This window comes from Flocculibacter collagenilyticus (assembly GCF_016469335.1).
GTDB classification, from domain to species: domain Bacteria; phylum Pseudomonadota; class Gammaproteobacteria; order Enterobacterales; family Alteromonadaceae; genus Flocculibacter; species Flocculibacter collagenilyticus.
In genome coordinates, this window is sequence record NZ_CP059888.1 from 1276600 (window position 1) to 1296814 (window position 20215).

At 37.1% G+C, this 20215-nt stretch carries 16 protein-coding genes; 10 read left to right on the plus strand and 6 right to left on the minus strand.

All coding sequences use genetic code 11. The features are described 5' to 3' along the window. Positions 1-78 precede the first annotated feature (78 nt). From HUU81_RS05635 to HUU81_RS05660, 6 genes are all read right to left on the minus strand, one after another. Complete coding sequence (locus HUU81_RS05635) at positions 79-1302, minus strand: glycosyltransferase family 4 protein (protein WP_199611285.1); 1224 nt, start codon at positions 1300-1302, stop codon at positions 79-81. Continuing rightward, the gene (locus HUU81_RS05640) at positions 1299-3116 is read right to left on the minus strand and encodes a heparinase II/III family protein (protein WP_199611286.1); all 1818 of its coding nucleotides are present in this window, start codon (positions 3114-3116) and stop codon (positions 1299-1301) included. The genes HUU81_RS05635 and HUU81_RS05640 overlap by 4 nt, the downstream gene beginning before the upstream one ends. Continuing rightward, positions 3117-5264, minus strand: a complete 2148-nt coding sequence (locus tag HUU81_RS05645; RefSeq protein ID WP_199611287.1) for a bi-domain-containing oxidoreductase — start codon at positions 5262-5264, stop codon at positions 3117-3119. It lies immediately after the preceding gene. Next, the gene (locus tag HUU81_RS05650) at positions 5261-6385 is read right to left on the minus strand and encodes an O-antigen ligase family protein (RefSeq protein WP_199611288.1); all 1125 of its coding nucleotides are present in this window, start codon (positions 6383-6385) and stop codon (positions 5261-5263) included. The genes HUU81_RS05645 and HUU81_RS05650 overlap by 4 nt, the downstream gene beginning before the upstream one ends. Positions 6386-6473: 88 nt before the next feature. Beyond that, positions 6474-7574 (minus strand): glycosyltransferase, encoded by a 1101-nt coding sequence (locus tag HUU81_RS05655; RefSeq protein WP_199611289.1) that lies wholly within the window; start codon positions 7572-7574, stop codon positions 6474-6476. Beyond that, entirely contained in the window at positions 7558-8748 is a 1191-nt protein-coding gene (locus tag HUU81_RS05660; protein ID WP_199611290.1) for an MATE family efflux transporter, read from the minus strand. The genes HUU81_RS05655 and HUU81_RS05660 overlap by 17 nt, the downstream gene beginning before the upstream one ends. A 299-nt stretch (positions 8749-9047) precedes the next feature. On the opposite strand from HUU81_RS05660, the gene HUU81_RS05665 reads away from it, so the two are divergent. From HUU81_RS05665 to HUU81_RS05710, 10 genes are all read left to right on the plus strand, one after another. Then, entirely contained in the window at positions 9048-9641 is a 594-nt protein-coding gene (locus HUU81_RS05665) for a sugar transferase (RefSeq protein ID WP_199611291.1), read from the plus strand. Beyond that, complete coding sequence (locus HUU81_RS05670; RefSeq protein ID WP_199611292.1) at positions 9638-10264, plus strand: acetyltransferase; 627 nt, start codon at positions 9638-9640, stop codon at positions 10262-10264. The genes HUU81_RS05665 and HUU81_RS05670 overlap by 4 nt, the downstream gene beginning before the upstream one ends. A gap of 15 nt (positions 10265-10279) precedes the next feature. After that, on the plus strand, positions 10280-11455 hold the full coding sequence (locus tag HUU81_RS05675) for a DegT/DnrJ/EryC1/StrS family aminotransferase (RefSeq protein ID WP_199611293.1): 1176 nt from the start codon (positions 10280-10282) through the stop codon (positions 11453-11455). 244 nt (positions 11456-11699) lie between these two features. Then, positions 11700-13685, plus strand: a complete 1986-nt coding sequence (locus HUU81_RS05680; RefSeq protein ID WP_199611294.1) for a polysaccharide biosynthesis protein — start codon at positions 11700-11702, stop codon at positions 13683-13685. A 183-nt stretch (positions 13686-13868) separates the two neighbouring features. Next, positions 13869-14777, plus strand: coding sequence for a sulfate adenylyltransferase subunit CysD (gene cysD, locus HUU81_RS05685; RefSeq protein ID WP_199611295.1), 909 nt, complete (start codon positions 13869-13871; stop codon positions 14775-14777). Positions 14778-14845: 68 nt separating this feature from the next. Further along, on the plus strand, positions 14846-15466 hold the full coding sequence (gene cysC / locus HUU81_RS05690) for an adenylyl-sulfate kinase (protein WP_233520611.1): 621 nt from the start codon (positions 14846-14848) through the stop codon (positions 15464-15466). A 5-nt stretch (positions 15467-15471) separates the two neighbouring features. Continuing rightward, the gene (gene cysQ, locus HUU81_RS05695; RefSeq protein ID WP_199611297.1) at positions 15472-16239 is read left to right on the plus strand and encodes a 3'(2'),5'-bisphosphate nucleotidase CysQ; all 768 of its coding nucleotides are present in this window, start codon (positions 15472-15474) and stop codon (positions 16237-16239) included. Between the two features lie 97 nt (positions 16240-16336). Beyond that, the gene (gene cysN, locus HUU81_RS05700) at positions 16337-17764 is read left to right on the plus strand and encodes a sulfate adenylyltransferase subunit CysN (RefSeq protein WP_199611298.1); all 1428 of its coding nucleotides are present in this window, start codon (positions 16337-16339) and stop codon (positions 17762-17764) included. A gap of 139 nt (positions 17765-17903) precedes the next feature. Next, a complete protein-coding gene (locus HUU81_RS05705; protein ID WP_199611299.1) occupies positions 17904-19625 on the plus strand; it encodes an SLC13 family permease in 1722 nt (573 codons plus the stop codon). A 214-nt stretch (positions 19626-19839) separates the two neighbouring features. Beyond that, positions 19840-20142 (plus strand): ComEA family DNA-binding protein, encoded by a 303-nt coding sequence (locus HUU81_RS05710; protein WP_199611300.1) that lies wholly within the window; start codon positions 19840-19842, stop codon positions 20140-20142. Positions 20143-20215: the final 73 nt, after the last annotated feature.

Here is a 20215-nt window from a genome sequence, read left to right on the forward strand (position 1 = left end):
AGCCTATAGTAAAAGCACTTGAGCACCTTACACTAATTTATATTTGTAAACAGCTTCATTGTATGTGACATTTTGAGCTCATTTCTTACCTGCTGTTACCCATTCAGCCCATTCATTAGCTAATAATGTCCTATCAAACTGTTGTTTTGCTAACTTATTTGCGTTACAACCAAATTTAGCTAAGCTATTCCTCTGTTTTAATTCTAGAGCAAAAATTAATTTTTCAGCAAATATGTCTGTACTATTCGGGGGCACAACAAAGCCACAGTTATGGTGTTGAATCAAGTCAGCTAACCAACCAGGGTAGTTGACTAATACAGGTAGGCTTGCAGAGATATAATCAAAAAACTTGTTGGGAGATGTACCATAATAGAATGCAGGCACATTAGCTAAAATTTGTAATCCTATATCAGCAGAGGAAAATAATGCCGCTAAAGTAGCTTTATCAACTGGTGGCAAAAATATCACATTGTTGAGATTCATGTGCTTGGCTCGTTTTATTAATTCAGGCTTAAGCTTTCCTTGACCTATAAGTACAAATTTTATGTCATCAACCTGTTGTAGCTGCAGCTCCTTTGCTACATCTAAAACGCTATCTAATCCATTTGCGATACCATGTGTTCCAGCAAAAATAGCCATTAAATCTGTTTCTTTGACACCGCTAGGTCGAGCACCGTTATGTTTATTTTTAAATAATTCGATATCTGAACCATTCGAAATAAGCTTAATTTTGTTTAGCGGAATGCCACGGCTCGCTATTCCTTCAACAATACCTGGTGATAGGCCAATGCACCTGTCAGCCATTCGATAAGCAAATAACTCTAGTAATTTTAGCAATGTTAATATAATAGGATTTTTGATGACCCCCATCTTTTTTGGTAATTCAGGCCAAAGATCCCTAACTTCGAAAACAAACTCTTTTTGTCTGAATATCGACGCTATAATACCTGGAATTGCGGCGGTTAAAGGGGTTGATGTTGCAAAAATAATGTCATACTTTTCTGTTAGTGCCAGTTTAATGCTCTTTAATGCAAACTTAATAAATGTCCTTGAACGCTTAAAAAAACCATCACTATTGGAGTAAGAAAGCTCAAACTCAATTACATCAATGCCATCAATGGATCCTTTTCTAACTCCTTTCTTAAAGCGCTTAGTGATTCCAGTGTTACCTCCCGAATAACTACCGCAAACCATTGTAACTTGATGACCAGAGTTAACGAGCTTTTTAGCCATTTCATACGAGCGTATTCCCGTAGAGCCGTATGGGGTAGAGAAATGTTGATGAAAATAGATTAACTTCATAGTTTGAATATATACTCTGTTTTTATTGTGCAAGCGCTACTAACAGTGACTTCTAACACTGGGGTTTTGTTTTTCTTAAGGTAATAAAGAGATTCCCAGCCAGTGGTTAGAGACATTTTTTTTATAGATGTGTTTGCTGATACTTTGATTAGGTGTTTGCCATCACTCAAGGTGTTTTTATGTAACTTCCAATTAGAGTTGCTAAGTCGCCATCGTAGGATTGCTTCATCTTTAAACCCTGAGACATTATCTATGACACGTAAACCCCCTTCTGATAACTGAACTTGACGTAAATGATAATGTTGTTTGTTATTTTTATACGATGCAGAAAATGAAGCTGTATCACTTTCTATCAGTAATGCAGATGACTTTTTACTTTCTAGCCAGTTTCCGAATAGAAACCGGCTTATTCGGGGCATTTGTTGTGTGTTGTCGAACTGAATTGTGTTGTGATGTTCAGTATTTTCAAGGTGCAAGTCTTCTGAAGAGTTGTAACTATATGAACCTGCATCTTTAAGTAAGTTTTCCCCGTCAATCCAAAAGTCAACATGTAAAGCATCACAATGACTTGGTCTAAAGTGAAACTTTGGGTAGCGCAATAAGACAAATGCAGAGCCTAGCCTTAATACTGCATACCCTCCATTTTCGAATAAAGTGCTTCGCTGTTTGGGGGCTGGTGTTGTAGGTTTTGTAATATTGAGCCAATCAAATACCTCATCCCAAGCTCCACTCTTAACAATAGCTCGAGAGTCATTAAATAAAGCCATCGATAATTGTAAAGAAGGGCGATAATCTCGATAGTCGCACGAAGTTAAAGGTAAAAGTTTAGCACCATCATTTGCTCCTAAATTAGGTGTTAAACCTGTGGAAAGCTGAGTCATCTCATATAGCCACTCTGAAGCTTTAGCTAGCTTAAAATAAAGCGATGAAGAAAATGCATGTAGATTCAAATGCTTTCTCCAAACTTCAGTAAGACAAAATGTATCTAGCATTAAACGATGATAATTCGTAGAGTATTGGCTAAAGCCTCCATCCGCATCGATTAGTTTGTTAGCTCTTTCTTCGAGCCATTTTCGTCCAAGAGTAGAATAATATCGTCCCTCTTTAATACCATATCGCTCTAACCATGATCCTCCAATGAAAAGCGCAGCAGCCTCTGAAGTACCGTGATTATTATTTTGAGCAAGAGCGTAACCGATAGTGACTGAAATGCGCTTGAGGTGTAGCTGAATTAACTCAATTAATGCTGGTTCAGTTTTGGAGTTGTTAATAATGAGTGATGCTGCGGCCAAGTGCATTACTCTAATTGATGCTTCTTGCCCACACTTCCAGTTTGGTCCGAGGTAAGGAGGGTTTTTACACAACCAATCTTTTAACCATTTATTAATTTTATCTAATGCCTCACTATTACCTGTTTTTACTAGCTGTGCGAACTTTACAACCCATTCAAAGCGTGATAATTCCCAAACGGTTTTTATATCCCCCACATTGTTATCAAAATCACTAATTGACCACCAAGGGGTATTATTATGAGTCATTACTTGTTGATTAAATACGTTTTGAAACCAATTTGGTGTCGAGTGGTTTTCTACTTGGTACCATCCAAAATACATGCGCCCACTGAGCCAACTTTTATCCGCTTTAGCTTGTTCTATATCACTTGCTTCTTGAAAAAAAAGATCAGAAGTTGAAAGTTTAGGTTTTGTTGGCGGAAATAATTTCCAGTATTTAATTTTTAACTTGTAAATCAAGACTCGCAGCAGGTTTATAAACCCAAGCCGCCAAAAGGTATCTATATGCTTAAGTAACGTCATTTACTTATCGCGCAACTGTGCAGCAGCATCTATCGTAAACTTACTTACTTCATAGAGCTCATCAAAAGGAATAAGTGCGGCTTTATTTGCCTTTATTGATGTTATAAACGACGAAATACATTCATTATGTCCCTTATTTTGCTTCCATAGCGTGGTACTTTTAAAGCCTTTCCATCCATAACCTTTTAGTTTTCTAAAATTATCAATCTGAAGGATTTTTCCTGATGTGAAGACTTCTAAGCGTTCTTTGGGATAGGAGCTACTTCCATTTGCCAAATAATGAATAGAGCCAAATGAGCCGTCCGCGAAGGTTATATTTAATGTTGCAACATCTTCAATGTAACTTGGAATGGATGAGTCATACATTTTGGTTGCTTGCACAGATGTAATTTTACTAGACGATAGGTGCCTCATTAAATCTACGAAATGGCAGGCCTCACCAATAATTCGGCCGCCTCCAACTTGGATGTCTTGTGTCCAATGTGAAGGAGGGAGGCTCCCAGAATTAACAGTGAAAATAAATGATTTTGGGGCGTTAACATTTTCGAGAAGAGATTTCATTTTAACAACAAGTGGAGAAAAGCGGCGATTGAACCCTACCATCAGCTGTAAATGAGGTACCTTTATTTTAGCAGCCTCATACGCTTTTTTGATATCTTCTAATTCCGTATGAGTAAGTGCCAGAGGCTTTTCAACAAAAGTATGCTTACCGCTATTTAAAGATTGAATCACGAAATTTGCGTGGCTGTTATGTCGTGTCGTAATAGCAACTGTATTAATATCTGCTTCGTCAAATATGTCGTCAACTGAAGTTGACGCTAAATTAAAGCCAAACTTTTTTCCATGAATGACACTGTTTGTTCCCCCTGATGAAACTAATGTGTGCAGCAATGCAGGTGTTTTAGCTAAAGCTGGAATAAACACCCGAGAAGAGTAATTACCCGCGCCAATTAAGCCAATTGTTACATTATCACAACTTTCAGAACTTAATATTTTAGAAGGGGTGATCTCAACTTTTGTTTTGGTTTCAAGTTCTTTTTTGCTCTGATATTCAAGTATTACACCTAAAGGTGCTGGAGATGTGGTTAATGTGTCGTAAGCTTTTACTACTTCATCTAGTTTAAATGAGTGGCTTACAATTGGGGATGGATCTACTTTATTTGTCGCGATCATGTCGAGTATGGCTTCAAAATTTCTCTGCTCTGTCCATCTTACGAAGCCAATTGGATAATCATTCCCATCTACCTCATAACTTGAGTCATATCTACCTGGTCCATATGAGCAAGAGACCTGAAAGGTGAGCTCTTTTTCGTAGAACTCCGCACGGTTTAGTGTGAGGCCTGTGACACCTACTAGTATAATCCTACCACGTTTTCTTGAAATATTCGCCGCTTGAGAAATTGGATCGCTTGAAGTTGTGGAGGCAGTAATTATTACACCGTCAACACCATTACTTCTACTAAATCTCAGCGCGGTGCTAATCAACTCCTCACTGTTATTCGCGTTAAAAGATTCAGCGCCGAATTTTGCTGCTAGTTTAAGTTTATCTTCATCAAAGTCTACAGCTAATACTCTGCATCCGTTTGCGATAAGTAATTGAATGGTCAGTAAGCCAATTAAACCAGCGCCTATTACCACAAAACATTCACCTAAGGTTGGTGCTGCCAATCTCACGCCTTGTAATCCGATACTTGCCGGAACAGTGAAAGCAGCTTGCTGGTCAGTCACATTTTTAGGCACCTTGGCACATAAATTCTTATTCACACGTACAATATCAGCGTGAGAACCGTTTGAGACAACCCTATCACCAATGCTTACATGCGTAACATTAGAACCTATATCAATTACACGCCCAACGTTACTGTACCCTAAAGGGATAGGTTGTGATAATTTTGAATTAAGCGCGCTAACAGTACTTAGAACTCCATCGGTTCTAATTTTATCGATAACCATTTTTACTTTATCTGGTTGTTGAAGAGCTTTTTCTACAAGGTTAGCTTTACCAAAGTTAACGAGCATTTTTTCTGTGCCGACAGATATTAAAGACTTATGTGTACTTATGAGTACATCATTTTTATTTACTATAGGCAAAGGGGTATTTACCAAAAAAGTGTCACCATTTTTTAGGTCTTGTAATACTTGTTTCATAATTCCTCAATGGATTTTGTTGCTTCAATCGCGAAGCCTAGAGCAAACATAAAAAAATTACCCATGAGTGAATAACTAAAAATAGGTTGAAATAACCCATTGATAAGTAAGGGGAGTAATACACTCATAAGCATTAATTTGTATAGTTTAATATCTACTTGATGGTTAAAACAAAGCTGTTTGAATTTAATGCAAAACAGATATATACAATACATGTATATAGAGAACCCTATTATGCCACTTTTAAACAGTAATTCGAGATATTGTTGGTGGGGCGTATCGAATTGAGGCATGTAGATAGAGAAATAATTAAATCCAAAGCCGAATAGTGGGCTGTGTAATATTAAACTTGCTGCAGCAAGCCATATATCAGTTCTACCAGATGTTATTTCATTTCCAGCAGTGTAGTAGTTAAATTTATTTAATACGCCATCAAACAAGCTCGTATTGATAGGTAGGTTCCAATCAAAAGCAAATAGCAATATTATTAAAATAGATAAGATATATAGGTAGAGTACTTTCCTTTTAATATTAATAGATACCAAGAAAGTAAAAAATAGCCCAGTAGTAATGAAAACCCAAGCTGAACGTGAGATGCTTAATAGAGCTATAAAAGCAGAGATGAGTAATGCTAACGTCAATAGTTTTGTAGAAATGAGTTTTACATGATGAAAAAGAATTAATGTTAAGCTTAAAAGTACAATGTAAGATGTTGATGAATTCGGAAAGCCGTAAACTTCAAATTTTGCCAGGCACCCCCCCCATCTGCCCTCATAGCCGCATCCTCTTGGCCATGAACCGTAAATTAAGTCACTAAGTAAAATTGCACAGAGTATGAATATAATACTCGAGGAGAAGCTTTTAACCCCCCGCCACCCATAAAGTGTAAAAAGTAATGCGCCACATGGGATGAGCAAAAATTGTTTAGAGAAGCGTAAAGACGAGGCTAAGTTACCTATAGAACCATACTCCGTAAACGATGCAACAATAGCTATTCCCAAATAATATCCAATTGCAACTAGAGGGAGGAGAAAAATAGCCTTAGATTTGATTTTTAAACCATAAAGAAAAAAGAATGGAAGAAGTATGAAGGGATAAAAGTCAGAAATGATCATATCCATGGGCTTACTACCTAAGCTACCAACTCTAATTGAAATAGGTAGGCAGAGGCTGATCCCAATAACAAATGAGAGGTATTTAGATGCTGGCTTATGCATAATTTAAAAGTATATGCCTATAGCTATTAGCCGCATGTGCGATGTTAAACTGTACTTGCAACTCGCGGCAGTTTGATAAAGTCTCACTATATTCTTCGGGTGATAATTTATACAGCTTTAAAAATGTCGTTGTGAGTGAAGGTTCAAAATTGTTATTGTCGACCAGGAAGGAGGCTTTTTTTACTGGAGCGTATGACGCTAAATTAGAGAGAATAGGGACACTTTCACAGGTAATTCCCTCTAATATTGCGGAGCTCAGCTGATCAGACTTTGGTGTTGAAATAAAGAAGTCACTTGCAGATAAAATACTTGAAAGTTCTTCTTGAGATAAAAATTCACATTTGAAAGTAATTTCGTTATTTTGATATTTATTTCTGAGCAGAGCTAGGTAATCAGGGTCTGCATCGCCAGCTAATACAAGTAGCTTAAATCGTGATTCACCTTTGAAGGCTTTCATAAAGCATCTTAATACTTGCTCGGTGCGATATAGTGGCGTCACTCTTCGATTAATAACAAACAATTTATCGTGACTATCTAACTTTAATGCGTTTCGGACCTTTGCTCTTTCAATATGACTAAAGTGAAATGTAGAGGCAACTCCTAAAGAAAATGTACTTATTTGTTTATTTGGAATATGAAAAATATTGTTAAGTGAAGAGGTCATAGTGCTCGATGTCGAGGTAATAAAACTGGCAGATTTAAGGACTCTTTGAAGAATAAGTTTATATAGATAGCTTTTGTTTTGAGCGCTGAAAATTTCACTACCATATGTTGTCACACCAAACCTAAACCCTGATAATAATGCAGCGATACCGTAGCCACTGGTGTTATGTGCATGAATTAGGTTTTGGTTTTTAGTTACTCTTAGTTGTAGACCTAGCAGAATGTACTGAAATGACTCCGGTAGGAACTTTAACCAGCTTGGGACAATACACTTCATTTGTACATTATTAGCTGTAAAATGGCATGGCTGTTTTTTATGATGAATATGCCAAATAACAATGTTTATATCTTCAATTTTTTGGCAAATATCAACCCAGTGTCTTACATGTGGGCTATGTGGATTTGCTAACCAATTAACGGTGTTGTTCACGTAGCTTCCCTCTAAAGTAGATGTTGGTGCACATATATATAGAGCCGAAAATATATGCGATACCGAGAGCCGTCCAAGCTGAAAGCAAAGAAGGTGGATTGAGAAGAAAAGTGACTAATGCAGTGGTTGCAAAGATTAAAGCAAATTTTGTTAGTACAAAAAAGTTTTTGGAAGCAACGATCTGCTGATTTGAAAATGCATTAGTTGAGGATAATATGCAAACTATAGTGAATACAAGTAACTCATGCTTGATAGCTTCAAAGCTTGGTAAATTAAAGTAAGAAGCAACTTGAGGGTAGGCTAGTAAAAAGGTTTGCGTAAGAATTACTGCTATTATTATGTAATATAAATACACCATATTTGAGTGGCCAGTTCGTATTAATTTAGGAACCACTATTCCGCCTAGAACGGAAGGAATAAAAATAATAAGAGAGAATATTTGGTACATAAATGAAAATGTTGCACCGTCAACTGCGTTATATTTTAAAACGTTATTTTGAAGAAAGAAAAGTACTCCTGAAATGGATAAACCGAATATAGATATTAAACAGGTGTTCCCAAGCGTACCCCATTTAAATTTAAAACAATTTAAATTTAGGAAGATACTTTCCTCCGATTTACTTAGTATTACATAAGCTACTACTCCAGACGCCACTGAGCATATACTTAAAAGAATAAGCAGTTGTTTAAGCGTATCTAATAAAAAGTACCATACTGTTAGGTTAATAAGAGACAATACTGCAAAGGTGAGCCACGCCATAGAAGCCTCAGTATGTCGCTGTTTGTTATTTAGCTTAGATGTGAACGCATGTATAAAAAACTGGCCAAGAGAATATATGATTACAACGAAGGGAGAGAAGTTGTTAAAACCAACAATAGCATTAGGTAATAAATAATAAACTCCAAGGCTTATTAGGCAGGCTAAGGTAAAGCAAGTTAGACCCGAAGTTAATATTTCATTGAATTGTGAATGGGCATGAGGTTCATTTAACGATATGATTTGAGGTGTGCAGCCTAAAACTGATACGCTGGATAGTAGGTTTGCTAAGAGTAAAAAAGAAATAAAAATAGAGTAGTCTAAACTTGAGAGTTTTAATGCGGTCACTGCCCCGACTATGATAGGAAGTGCTTTTGCAGATGCACTACCCGCTATAAACAAAACCATTGTTGTCAATAGATGGTTGAACTTGTTGATATTCAGATACTGCATTTTGTAATTTGATAGCTTTCTTTGCTAAGTCAATAAACAGACTTCCGCACTAATAAGCGTAAGTCACTACTTAAGTCATATTGATTACAATATTAATGGAATATAGCGTAACCCGAGACGTTAAGCTTAAGTCCATATTTTAAATATACACTTTTCCCTTTATGATGTGAACGTGATTAATAATATACAGCAGATTATTTACTGAGCAACAAACGAATAAACTATCTAACGAATAAACTTTTTATGTGTAATAGGTGTAATAGGTGTTAAAACGCATTTTTGATTTTTTAAGTTCATTTGTCCTGCTACTCGCATTTATTCCAATATTATTGAGTATCTCAGTACTCATTTTGGTAATGTTAGGTAGGCCTGTATTTTTTATGCAAAAACGAATTGGTAAAAACAATAAAGTTTTTACAATGTACAAGTTTAGAACGATGAAGGCACAAAAAAAGGGTGAGTCATTAAGTGATAGTGAGCGCTTAACGCCGTTTGGACGGTTTATGAGGGCAACTAGCCTAGATGAATTACCAGAACTCTATAATATTTTGAAAGGCGAAATGAGCTTTGTTGGCCCGAGACCGTTATTGGTTGAGTATTTACCGTTATATAACGATGTGCAAATTAGAAGGCATGAGGTCATGCCAGGCTTGACAGGTTGGGCACAAATTAATGGACGTAATGCGATTAGTTGGGAAGAAAAGTTCGCGCACGACGTTTGGTATGTTAATAACAATTCTTTTTGGCTGGATCTTAAAATAATATTTAAAACAGCAAAGAAGGTTTTCTATAGAGAAGGTATCTCAGCTAATAATCACGCTACTATTGAAAAGTTTACTGGCAGTAAATCAAGTTGAGGTTAGCTATCGTTGGTGCCGGTGGGCACGGTAAAGTTGCTGGCGAAATTGCCGAACAAAATGGTTGGGATGTTTATTTTTTTGATTATAACTATCCTGAATTGAAGGCTTGTGGAACATGGCCTGTTATAGGTAATGATGACGAACTTTTATCATACAAAGAACGCTTTAAACATGTGTTTATTGCAATTGGAGATAATAAGTTACGCAAACAAAAGTCTGAGCAATTTATTCAAGCTGGATTTGAAGTGATTAGCCTTATTTCAAAACATGCCTATGTAAGCCAATATGCGACTATAGAGCAAGGAGCGTTAGTTGTCGCAAAAGCTTGCATTAATCCTTACGTTACTATTGGTGAGGGGGTAATAATCAACACAGGCGCAACAGTCGATCACGACTGCAATATTGAATCCTTCTGCCATATAAGTCCTGGTGTAAATTTGGCTGGCGGCGTTACAATCTCAACGTTAAGTTGGGTGGGTATTGGTGCCACAATTATCCAAAATGTCTTTGTCGGTAAAGGCGTTATCGTAGGGGCTGGCGCTACAGTCATTGACTCAGTTAAGCCCTACCAAACAGTTGTGGGTTGTCCAGCTGTTTCTATTTCAAATAAAAATTCCTGATTAGAGTAGTGCATAATGCTTAATACATCATTTCCCAGCTGGCCACATTTTTCACAAGAAGAAGCAGATATCGCTGCTAAAGTGTTACTTTCTAACAAAGTAAACTACTGGACAGGGCAGGAGGGGCGGTTATTTGAAAAAGAATTTGCTGAGTTTGCTGATACCCGTTTTGCTATTGCAGTTGCAAACGGAACTCTTGCATTAGATCTAGCATTAATTGGTTTAGGTATTGGAAAAGGAGATGAAGTCATTGTGACTTCAAGAACCTTTATTGCGTCAGTCAGTTCTATTATTAATGTGGGGGCGACACCAGTATTTGCTGATGTTGATCTTAACAGCCAAAATATTACTGTCGACACCATTCTAGAAGTACTCACTCCAAAAACGAAAGCAATAATGTGTGTACATTTAGCAGGCATGCCGTGTGATATGGATCCAATTAATGAACTCGCTGAACAACATAACTGCTTTGTTATTGAAGATTGTGCGCAAGCTCATGGAGCAAAATATAAAGGCCGCCCAGTAGGTAGTTTAGGACATGTTGCGGCTTGGTCTTTTTGCCAAGATAAAATCATGACTACGGGTGGTGAAGGCGGTATGGTTACCACAAATTGCGAGCAGCTATGGAAAAAAATGTGGTCTTATAAAGACCATGGTAAATGCTATGATGCCGTTTATCATACCAAACACCCTGATGGATTTCGTTGGCTTCATAATAGCTTTGGCTCTAATTTCCGACTTACTGAAATTCAATCAGCAATTGGGCGCTTTCAGCTAACACAGATGCCATCATGGACAGCTAAAAGACGCCAGTATGCGAGTCAAATTATATCCACATTATCAACGTTTAATATTATTAGGGTGCCCAATGTTTTATCTGATATTGAGCACGCTTATTACAAGTTGTATGCTTTCGTAGAACCGCAAAAGCTCAAACATAGTTGGAGTCGTGACAAGATTGTTAAAGCATTAAATGAGATGGGGGTACCGTGCATGCAAGGTTCATGTTCGGAAGTCTATTTGGAAAATGCATTTGATGAGAAAGCGTACAAACCACAACAGGCATTGAAAAACGCTAAAGTGTTAGGTGAAACAAGTTTGATGTTTTTAGTGCATCCAAGTTTGACTAAGGACAATATTGATCAGTATTGCAAAGCTATTAGCAATGTACTCAGTCAAGCTGTTGATTAATATATAGATAAAATAACTTAACTTATACGGGAAGCTAGTATTGTTATTTAATAACCGTTACACTGCGCTGCCCGTACTTTTATTAAACAGTTATTGCTTTATATCCTCACTATCAATCAATGCAAAATAAAAGTGGTGTGAGTTATGCCTTATTTGGTAATGCATGACTAAATAGCATAAAAAATTCAATTAGAAACAAAATTGCACGGATGTAAGAATAATAATATGTAGTTGGTTTTATAGCATGAGTAGTTTGTTGTTCAGGTTTTTCGAAATACCACGTATCGCAAAGCGGATCGTCACGATTAGTGTAGATGTACTTTTTATTATTAGTGCTTTTTTCTTATCATTAATTGTTCGTCTGGGTGAAGACTTCATCAGTTGGTTAGCTTTTCCCCTCTTACTCACGCTAGCTTTATCAACCCTTTTGACAATTGTTATATGGGCTAAGCTTGGCTTGTATAGAGCAATTATCAGATATATTGATGCCAAAGCGATTTCAAATATTATATTTTCTAGTTTCGTATCTGCGATTATTCTAATGTTGACAGGCTTCATATTAGACGCCGCATTACCTCGCTCTATACCAATACTTTATTTTGCTTTTGTTTTAATATTTGTAGCTACATCTCGCCTTACTATTCGTGCCATTCTTCAAGACCAACATTTCGTAGATAAAGCTCCTGTCATTATTTATGGTGCAGGCATAACTGCGCGTCAACTATGTCTTTCATTGCAACATGCTAGCGAATTCTTGCCTGTTGGGTATATTGATGATAATAAAAACCTTGTAGGGCGGCATATCGGTAACGTGCCTGTTTATTCTACAGAACATATCGCTTCTTTGATTGAAGTAAAAGGGGTCAGCAAAATATTACTGGCTATACCGGATGCAAACGTAGATGAAACAAAGAAAATAATTGAACAACTATCACGTTACGAAATTCAAGTATTAAAAGTGCCAAGTAGTGCAGATATTGTTAACGGTAAATTTAAAGTGGATGATTTACGTACAATTGCTGTTGAAGACTTACTAGGAAGGGAAGCCGTAACACCGAAGCCTAGCCTACTGGGTATTTGTATTAAAGAAAAAACGGTACTAGTAACTGGTGCTGGTGGCTCAATAGGCTCAGAGTTGTGCCGTCAAATAGTTAATTCACAGCCATCTCAGATTATTCTGTTTGAGATGAGTGAGTATAATTTATATGCAATAGAGAAAGAGTTAAAGCACGTAAATCCTTTATTGGAAGTCACCCCTATACTAGGTTCAGTGTGTGATAAATCATTAGTTAACAAAGTAATTGACCGATTTAATGTTAACACTATATATCACGCAGCTGCATACAAACATGTGCCATTAACTGAGCTTAATATTGCCAATTGTTTAAGGAACAATATTTGGGGGACTCAACACGTTGCTGAAGCTGCACTGAATCATAATGTTGAACACTTTATATTAGTTTCTACAGACAAAGCGGTTCGACCGACAAATATAATGGGGGCGTCTAAACGGATTGCGGAGCTCATTTTGCAATCTTTAAATGATTTAGTTTATGAATCACCAGAACATAAAACAGTCTTTAGTATGGTGCGATTTGGTAATGTGTTGGGGTCGTCGGGGTCAGTGGTTCCCTTATTCAAGCATCAAATTGAACAAGGTGGCCCAGTAACGGTTACTCATCCACAAATGACAAGATACTTTATGACTATTCCTGAAGCTGCCTCCTTAGTGATACAGGCCGGTGCAATGGCAGAAGGAGGGGATGTTTATGTACTTGATATGGGGGAGCCAGTTCGAATTCTAGATTTAGCGATAAAAATGATTCACCTTATGGGTTTTAAAGAAAGGCTTCCTAATCAAATATCTGGTGACATTAAAGTGACTTTTTCAGGTTTAAGACAGGGAGAGAAGTTATTTGAAGAGTTGTTGATAGATGGTGATGTAATATCAACTCCTCATCCAAGAATTGGTGTCGCGCAAGAAATTAAATTAACGTCTCAGGAGTTGTCCGCTTTATTAACTAAGCTTGATGGGTTTATCGAAGCGGAGGAATTGAACAGTATTAGAGAGTTACTAAAAAGCGCTAATTTGGGATATATGCCGAACATGCCGATTTCAGACTTAATGTTAACGGAAAAAGATAACGGAAATACTCCAGCAGAAAACATATTGTTAAACACTAGGGCACCGCAAGTTATAAAGGCTAACTCACTAGAGTCTTTAAATTAATTATCAATAAATGCTTAAATTGTTTCTGTTGTAGATTAATAATCGTTAAATTTACTCTTACACCATGTAATTCTAAATTATAAGTTTTTAGTCCTGTCTTTTGTGATGCTATTGATGCCATAATAAAAACAGTATTAGAATGATGCGAAGAATCGCATTTGATGATGAAAAAAGGGTTAAAGAGTGAGTCAATATAACGAAACGCATTTAAAGCAACTTGAAGCTGAAAGTATTCATATCATAAGGGAAGTGGTTGCGGAATTTGACAACCCAGTCATGCTTTACTCTATCGGTAAAGATTCCTCAGTATTGCTTCACTTAGCCCGTAAAGCCTTTTATCCAGGTAAAATTCCTTTCCCGTTACTGCATGTTGATACAAACTGGAAATTCAAAGAAATGATTGAATTTCGTGATCGTTTGGCAAAAGAATATAACTTCGATCTCATTGTATATAAAAACCCTGAAGGCTTAGATATGGGGATTAGCCCGTTTAAACATGGTAGTGCAAAGCACACCGATATTATGAAAACTCAAGGGTTGAAAAATGCGTTAAATATTCACGGGTTTGATGCAGCATTTGGTGGCGCACGTCGTGATGAAGAAAAATCTCGTGCAAAAGAGCGTGTATATTCATTCCGTGATGAAAACCATCGTTGGGATCCAAAAAATCAGCGTCCAGAATTATGGAACGTATACAACGGCAAAGTGAATAAAGGCGAAAGTATCCGTGTCTTTCCTTTATCTAACTGGACTGAACTAGATATTTGGCAATACATTTACTTAGAAAACATCGATATTGTTCCTTTATATTTAGCTAAAGAACGTCCTGTTGTAGAGCGAGACGGCGTTAAAATAATGGTTGATGACGATCGTATTCCTTTAGCTGAAAACGAAAAGCCAAAAATGGAAAAAGTAAGATTCAGAACACTTGGTTGTTACCCACTAACCGGTGCTGTTGAATCGAATGCTGAAACGTTACCAGAAGTTATTCAAGAAATGTTGCTGACAAAAACCTCTGAACGCCAAGGGCGAGTAATTGACAGTGACTCTGCGGGCTCAATGGAAAAGAAAAAAATGGAAGGGTACTTCTAGCGTTAATGCGCTAATGGCTGGTATCTAATATTTTTATATCAAAAAAAGAGTCACAGTTAATGAATTCTATTAACGAGAATATTGTTTGGCACTCTCAGCATGTCGACAAAAATGATCGAGCAAAAATAAAAAATCAAAAACCAGCAGTGCTTTGGTTTACCGGGTTAAGTGGCTCAGGCAAATCAACACTTGCGAATGCGGTCGAGCGTAAATTAAACGAATTGAACTTACACAGTTATTTGCTTGACGGTGATAATATTCGGCATGGATTATGTGAAGACTTAAGCTTTTCGGATCATGACAGACAAGAAAACATTAGGCGCATAGCGCATGTTTCTCACCTATTCGTTGATGCCGGTTTATTTGTTTTAACGGCATTTATATCACCTTTCAAACAAGATCGTGAACAAGCAAGAAAGCTACTTGCTGAAAACGAGTTCATTGAAATTTTTGTTGATACGCCAATTGAAGTTTGTGAGCAAAGAGATCCTAAAGGGTTGTATCAAAAGGCCCGTGCTGGCGAGATAAAAGATTTTACTGGTATTTCTTCTCCTTATGAATCGCCAACAAACCCTGAGTTAGTTTTAAAGACAGCTGAGTATTCTATTGAAGAACTCGTCGGACAGACAATTAACTACCTTGTTGAGTGTGGTTACATTGTAGATACTCAAGAAAACGTAAAGGATTAATGTTGATGGTCACAGTTAAATTAATAGATGAAGTGAAAGCTATTGCGATAGAAGCGGGAAGTAAAATTCTTGAAATTTATCATCGTGAATATACTGCTACTGAAAAGGAAGATAACAGCCCTTTAACAGAAGCAGATTTGGCTGCAAATGAAGTCATTGTAAATGCCTTAAACAAATTATCTGACTACCCAGTACTAAGTGAAGAATCTTCTGCTATTTCATGGCAAGAAAGGCAGCAATGGGGAACTTACTGGTTAGTTGACCCATTAGATGGCACGAAAGAATTTATTAAGAAAAACGGTGAGTTCACCGTGAATATAGCTTTAATTCATGATGGTTTCCCAGTAATGGGCGTAGTGTATGCTCCTGTGTTGGGTAAATGTTATTGGGGCAGTGTGGAATATGGTGCTTTTGTTGAAGAGGCTGGAAATATTACTGAGCTATCAGTAACTTCGGCTAATTTAACGTCAAACTCAATGACTCGAGTTGTGGGTAGTCGTTCACATCCTAGCCCACAATTAGCAGACTATTTAGAGCAGTTTGATCAAGTTGAAATGGTGCCGATGGGGAGCTCGCTTAAATTTTGTGTCATTGCTGAAGGAAATGCCGATATTTACCCTCGACTAGGACCTACTTCGGAGTGGGACACAGGTGCTGCGCAAGCAGTGCTAGAGGCCGCTGGTGGTAAAGTTATTGATTTTGAAACGAACGAAAGATTGGCTTATAACCAAAAAGAAAGCGTACTGAACCCGTTTTTTATCGCACAATCGTAATTGCATATTTTAATACTTAATTTCAGGTGAAGAGAGAAGGAAGCGTATAACTCGGTATTAATACTTTATGGTGATGCCGCTTTCTGAGTAAATAATTATGAATAATGAAACTAATTTAATTGAAAAAGATATCCATGCTTATTTAAAGCAACACGAAAACAAACAATTACTTCGCCTACTTACTTGCGGCAGTGTAGATGATGGAAAAAGTACTTTAATTGGTAGATTACTGCACGACTCAAAAATGATTTTTGAAGATCATTTAGCTGCACTAACCGTTGATAGTAAAAAAATGGGGACAACCGGTGAGAAGTTAGATTTAGCTCTTCTAGTTGATGGCCTCCAATCTGAGCGTGAGCAGGGCATTACGATTGACGTTGCTTATCGTTATTTCTCTACTGAAAAGCGTAAATTTATTATTGCCGATACTCCTGGGCATGAGCAATACACCAGAAATATGGCTACGGGCGCTTCGACCTGTGATTTGGCGATTATTCTAATTGATGCGCGTTATGGCGTACAAACGCAAACTAAGCGCCATAGCTTTATTGTATCTTTACTTGGCATTAAACATATCGTAGTTGCCATTAATAAAATGGACTTAGTGGATTACAGTGAAGAGAGATACAACGAAATTAAACAAGACTACGCAAACTTTGCAAAGTCGATAGGTTTAAAAGATATTAATTATACGCCTATCTCAGCACTTAACGGTGACAACGTAGTTCAGCAAAGCGATAACATGTCTTGGTATAAAGATCAGCCATTAATGCCGCTGTTAGAGACAATCGAAATATCAAAAGACAAAGACTTTGCAAACTTTAGGTTACCGGTGCAATACGTTAACCGACCTAATTTAGACTTTAGAGGCTTCTGTGGCACTATTGCTGCGGGTACCATTAATGTTGGTGATGAAGTTATTGCTTTACCTTCTAAGAAAACCTCTAAAGTAGCAAGTATCGTTACTTTTGATGGCGATTTAAATACCGCCTATCCAGGTCAGGCTATTACACTAACATTAGAAGATGAAATTGATGTAAGCCGAGGTGATGTACTAACGAAGCCAGGTATGGAACCATTACAAGCTAAGTCGATAAAGGCTAAGTTAATTTGGATGGCAGAAGAAGGTTTAAGCCTGAAAAAAACTTATGATTTTAAATTAGCTACCCAAACCAGTTCAGGTAAAGTAAGTAAAGTGGCGCATCGTATTGATGTAAATACGCTTGAGCATAATGATGCTGAGACGTTAGCGCTGAATGAAATTGGTGAAGTGAATATTTCATTAGAAAAGCCTTTTATTTTTGATAACTATCAATTTAATCAAACAACAGGGGCGTTTATCGTTATTGATAGACTCACTAATGTGACTGTTGGCGCTGGAATGATTGACGCTGCTGCGGATGAAAACTCTGATGTTGGCACAACTGCAAATGAAGTGAATTGGCCAGAATTTGAGTTGGAGCTGAACCAACTTGTTAGAAAACACTTTCCACACTGGGAAGCAAAGGATATTACTAAGTTATAAATAGTTATATCGCACATTATTGGTGGCTAACATGGTTTATTAGGTGTTAGCCATCATTAATCATTCAATTATCACACGATAAGAGTAAGTGATTGTAACTGAGTCAAGTTAAGGAATTAGACATAATGATGGAATGCTTATGTTAGGTCATTACTTTCCACTTGTTGTATTTTGTGGCCTTTTTGCGTCACTTATCTTTTCTAATCTACATCCTTCTAAATTATTTCTTACAGCTGTAATTGTTTTGCTTGCATCTGGCTATATTGAAACCAACCAAATATTACAAAACGGCATTAATTCAGGTGTGGTCACACTTGTGCTGCTTATTCTCTCTGCCAATATTTTAGAACGCACAAAAGTATTACAACGTGTTGCTGATAGATTATTGAATACCTCGTTTTCTATGAGTTATTTGCGGATGTCAGTACTTACTATCTTAATGTCCTCTGCATTGTCTAATACTGCGGTGGTAGCATCTTTTGTTAGTGTAATAAATGCAAGCGCACGTCCCTATGCGCGTAAGCTGCTTATTCCGCTTTCTTATTGCGCAATTTTGGGTGGTACCCTCACTATTGTGGGAACATCTACAAATTTAATCGTAAATAGCTTTTGGTTAGACAAAGGGCATAGCACGCTAGATTATACTGTGTTTCTTAAAATTGGTATTCCAACGGCAATCATTACGTCGTTTTGTTTATTTTATTTATCGCGAAATGTGAAAGAAGCAAAAGCGGGGCAGCAGGCTACAGAGGATTACTTTGTTGAGGCTAAAGTAAAAAGTGGTTCAGCTCTTATTGGAAAGTCAGTGGCTGAGAATAATCTTCGTCAACTTGAGCAACTTTTTTTAGTTGAAATTTATCGCGGTAATCGTTTAATTAGCCCTGTAGCGCCTAACGAGAATATATGCGAGGGCGATAAGTTAATATTTAGTGGTAGCGTAGAGAGTGTAGGTTTACTGCAAGGCTTTGATGGGTTAGCGCTTTTCGCCTCGCCTGAAGGCGCATTAACAAGAAACTTAACCAAGGTGATAGTGTCGAATAAATCCACTTTGATAGGAAGAACACTTAAACAGATTGAATTTAGAACTCAGTTTGATGCCGCTGTGGTTGCCATTAAACGCGACGGTGAGCGTATATCCGGTGGTTTGGGTAAAGTTAAGTTAATCGCTGGCGATTTGTTGGTCTTAGCTACTGGAAGTGACTTTTTGAAGCGCCAAAACGTTCGAAAGAACTTTTATTTAATTGATAAACAAATTGCTCATCGATATTCACTCAACAGAGTGCAGGAAATTTTCGCAGTCGTCGGCTTTATTTCTGCCATCGTGGCTGGTATTGCACAACTTGTTCCTTTTGAACTTTCATTAAGTCTTTTCATTTTTTGTGCCGTAGTATTTGGGTTGGTTAATACGGCCGATCTTAAACGGCGCTTTCCATTTGAGTTATGGATGCTTGTTACTTCTGCCTTATCCATTGCATCAGTCATTGAAAGCTATTACATTCAGCAGTTTACCCAGGTGGTATTTAGCTTTGATATTGCCAGCCCGATAATCTTGTTGATTGCAATATATGTCTTAACTTTAATTCTTACAGAGCTAGTCACCAATAATGCCGCCGCAGCTATTGCGTTTCCTATCGCTTACTCAATAGGTCAGATGCTAGGTGAAGAATATATGTTAGCAAGCATTATGGCTGTAGTGTTTGGTGCCAGTGCAAGCTTTATATTCCCTCATAGCTACCAAACGAATCTTATAGTGTTTAATGCGGGTAACTTTACTAATCAAGAGTTTGCAAAAACTGGTTATAAAGTATCAGTAATTTACTCGCTATCTGTGGTTGGAATGTTATATTTTCTGTATGGATAGCTGCAGATAAATACTTTTCTTTAAAAAATAATTAGTTAGCAAAAGCGCTTTGATTGAATACCAAATGCCAGATATGTGGAATTATCAATGCCAGTGTAACACTTTATTCTCATTTTAATGAAAGTGTAACATTTTGCGTTGAATTAGAGGTTGAGATTAAGTATAAATAAGCTGCTTCGGCAAATAGGATAATTTTAACAAAAGGATGTTAACTATGAACAAAACACTTCTACACGTATTCTTCGTGCTTTTTATCGCAATTTCTTTTACTAACCAAGCCTCTGCAAATAATGATGAGCAAAGTCGTGCTAGTCAGCAGGTGGTTAAGGTTATAAATATTAATAGTGCTGATCAACAAACTTTAATGGAAATTAAAGGTATTGGTGAAAAGAAAGCACTTGCGATTATTGAATATCGAGATGCGTATGGAGCGTTCAGCACAGTGGAAGAAATAACAAACGTCAAAGGAATTGGCAAAAAGTTCTTAGAAAAGAATAAAGAGCGCTTAACACTATAAAAGTTACTTTGACAGTGTTGAAATTAGAAGGGAGATAAATCTCCCTTTTTCGTGTTTTTCGTATAGGTAAAAA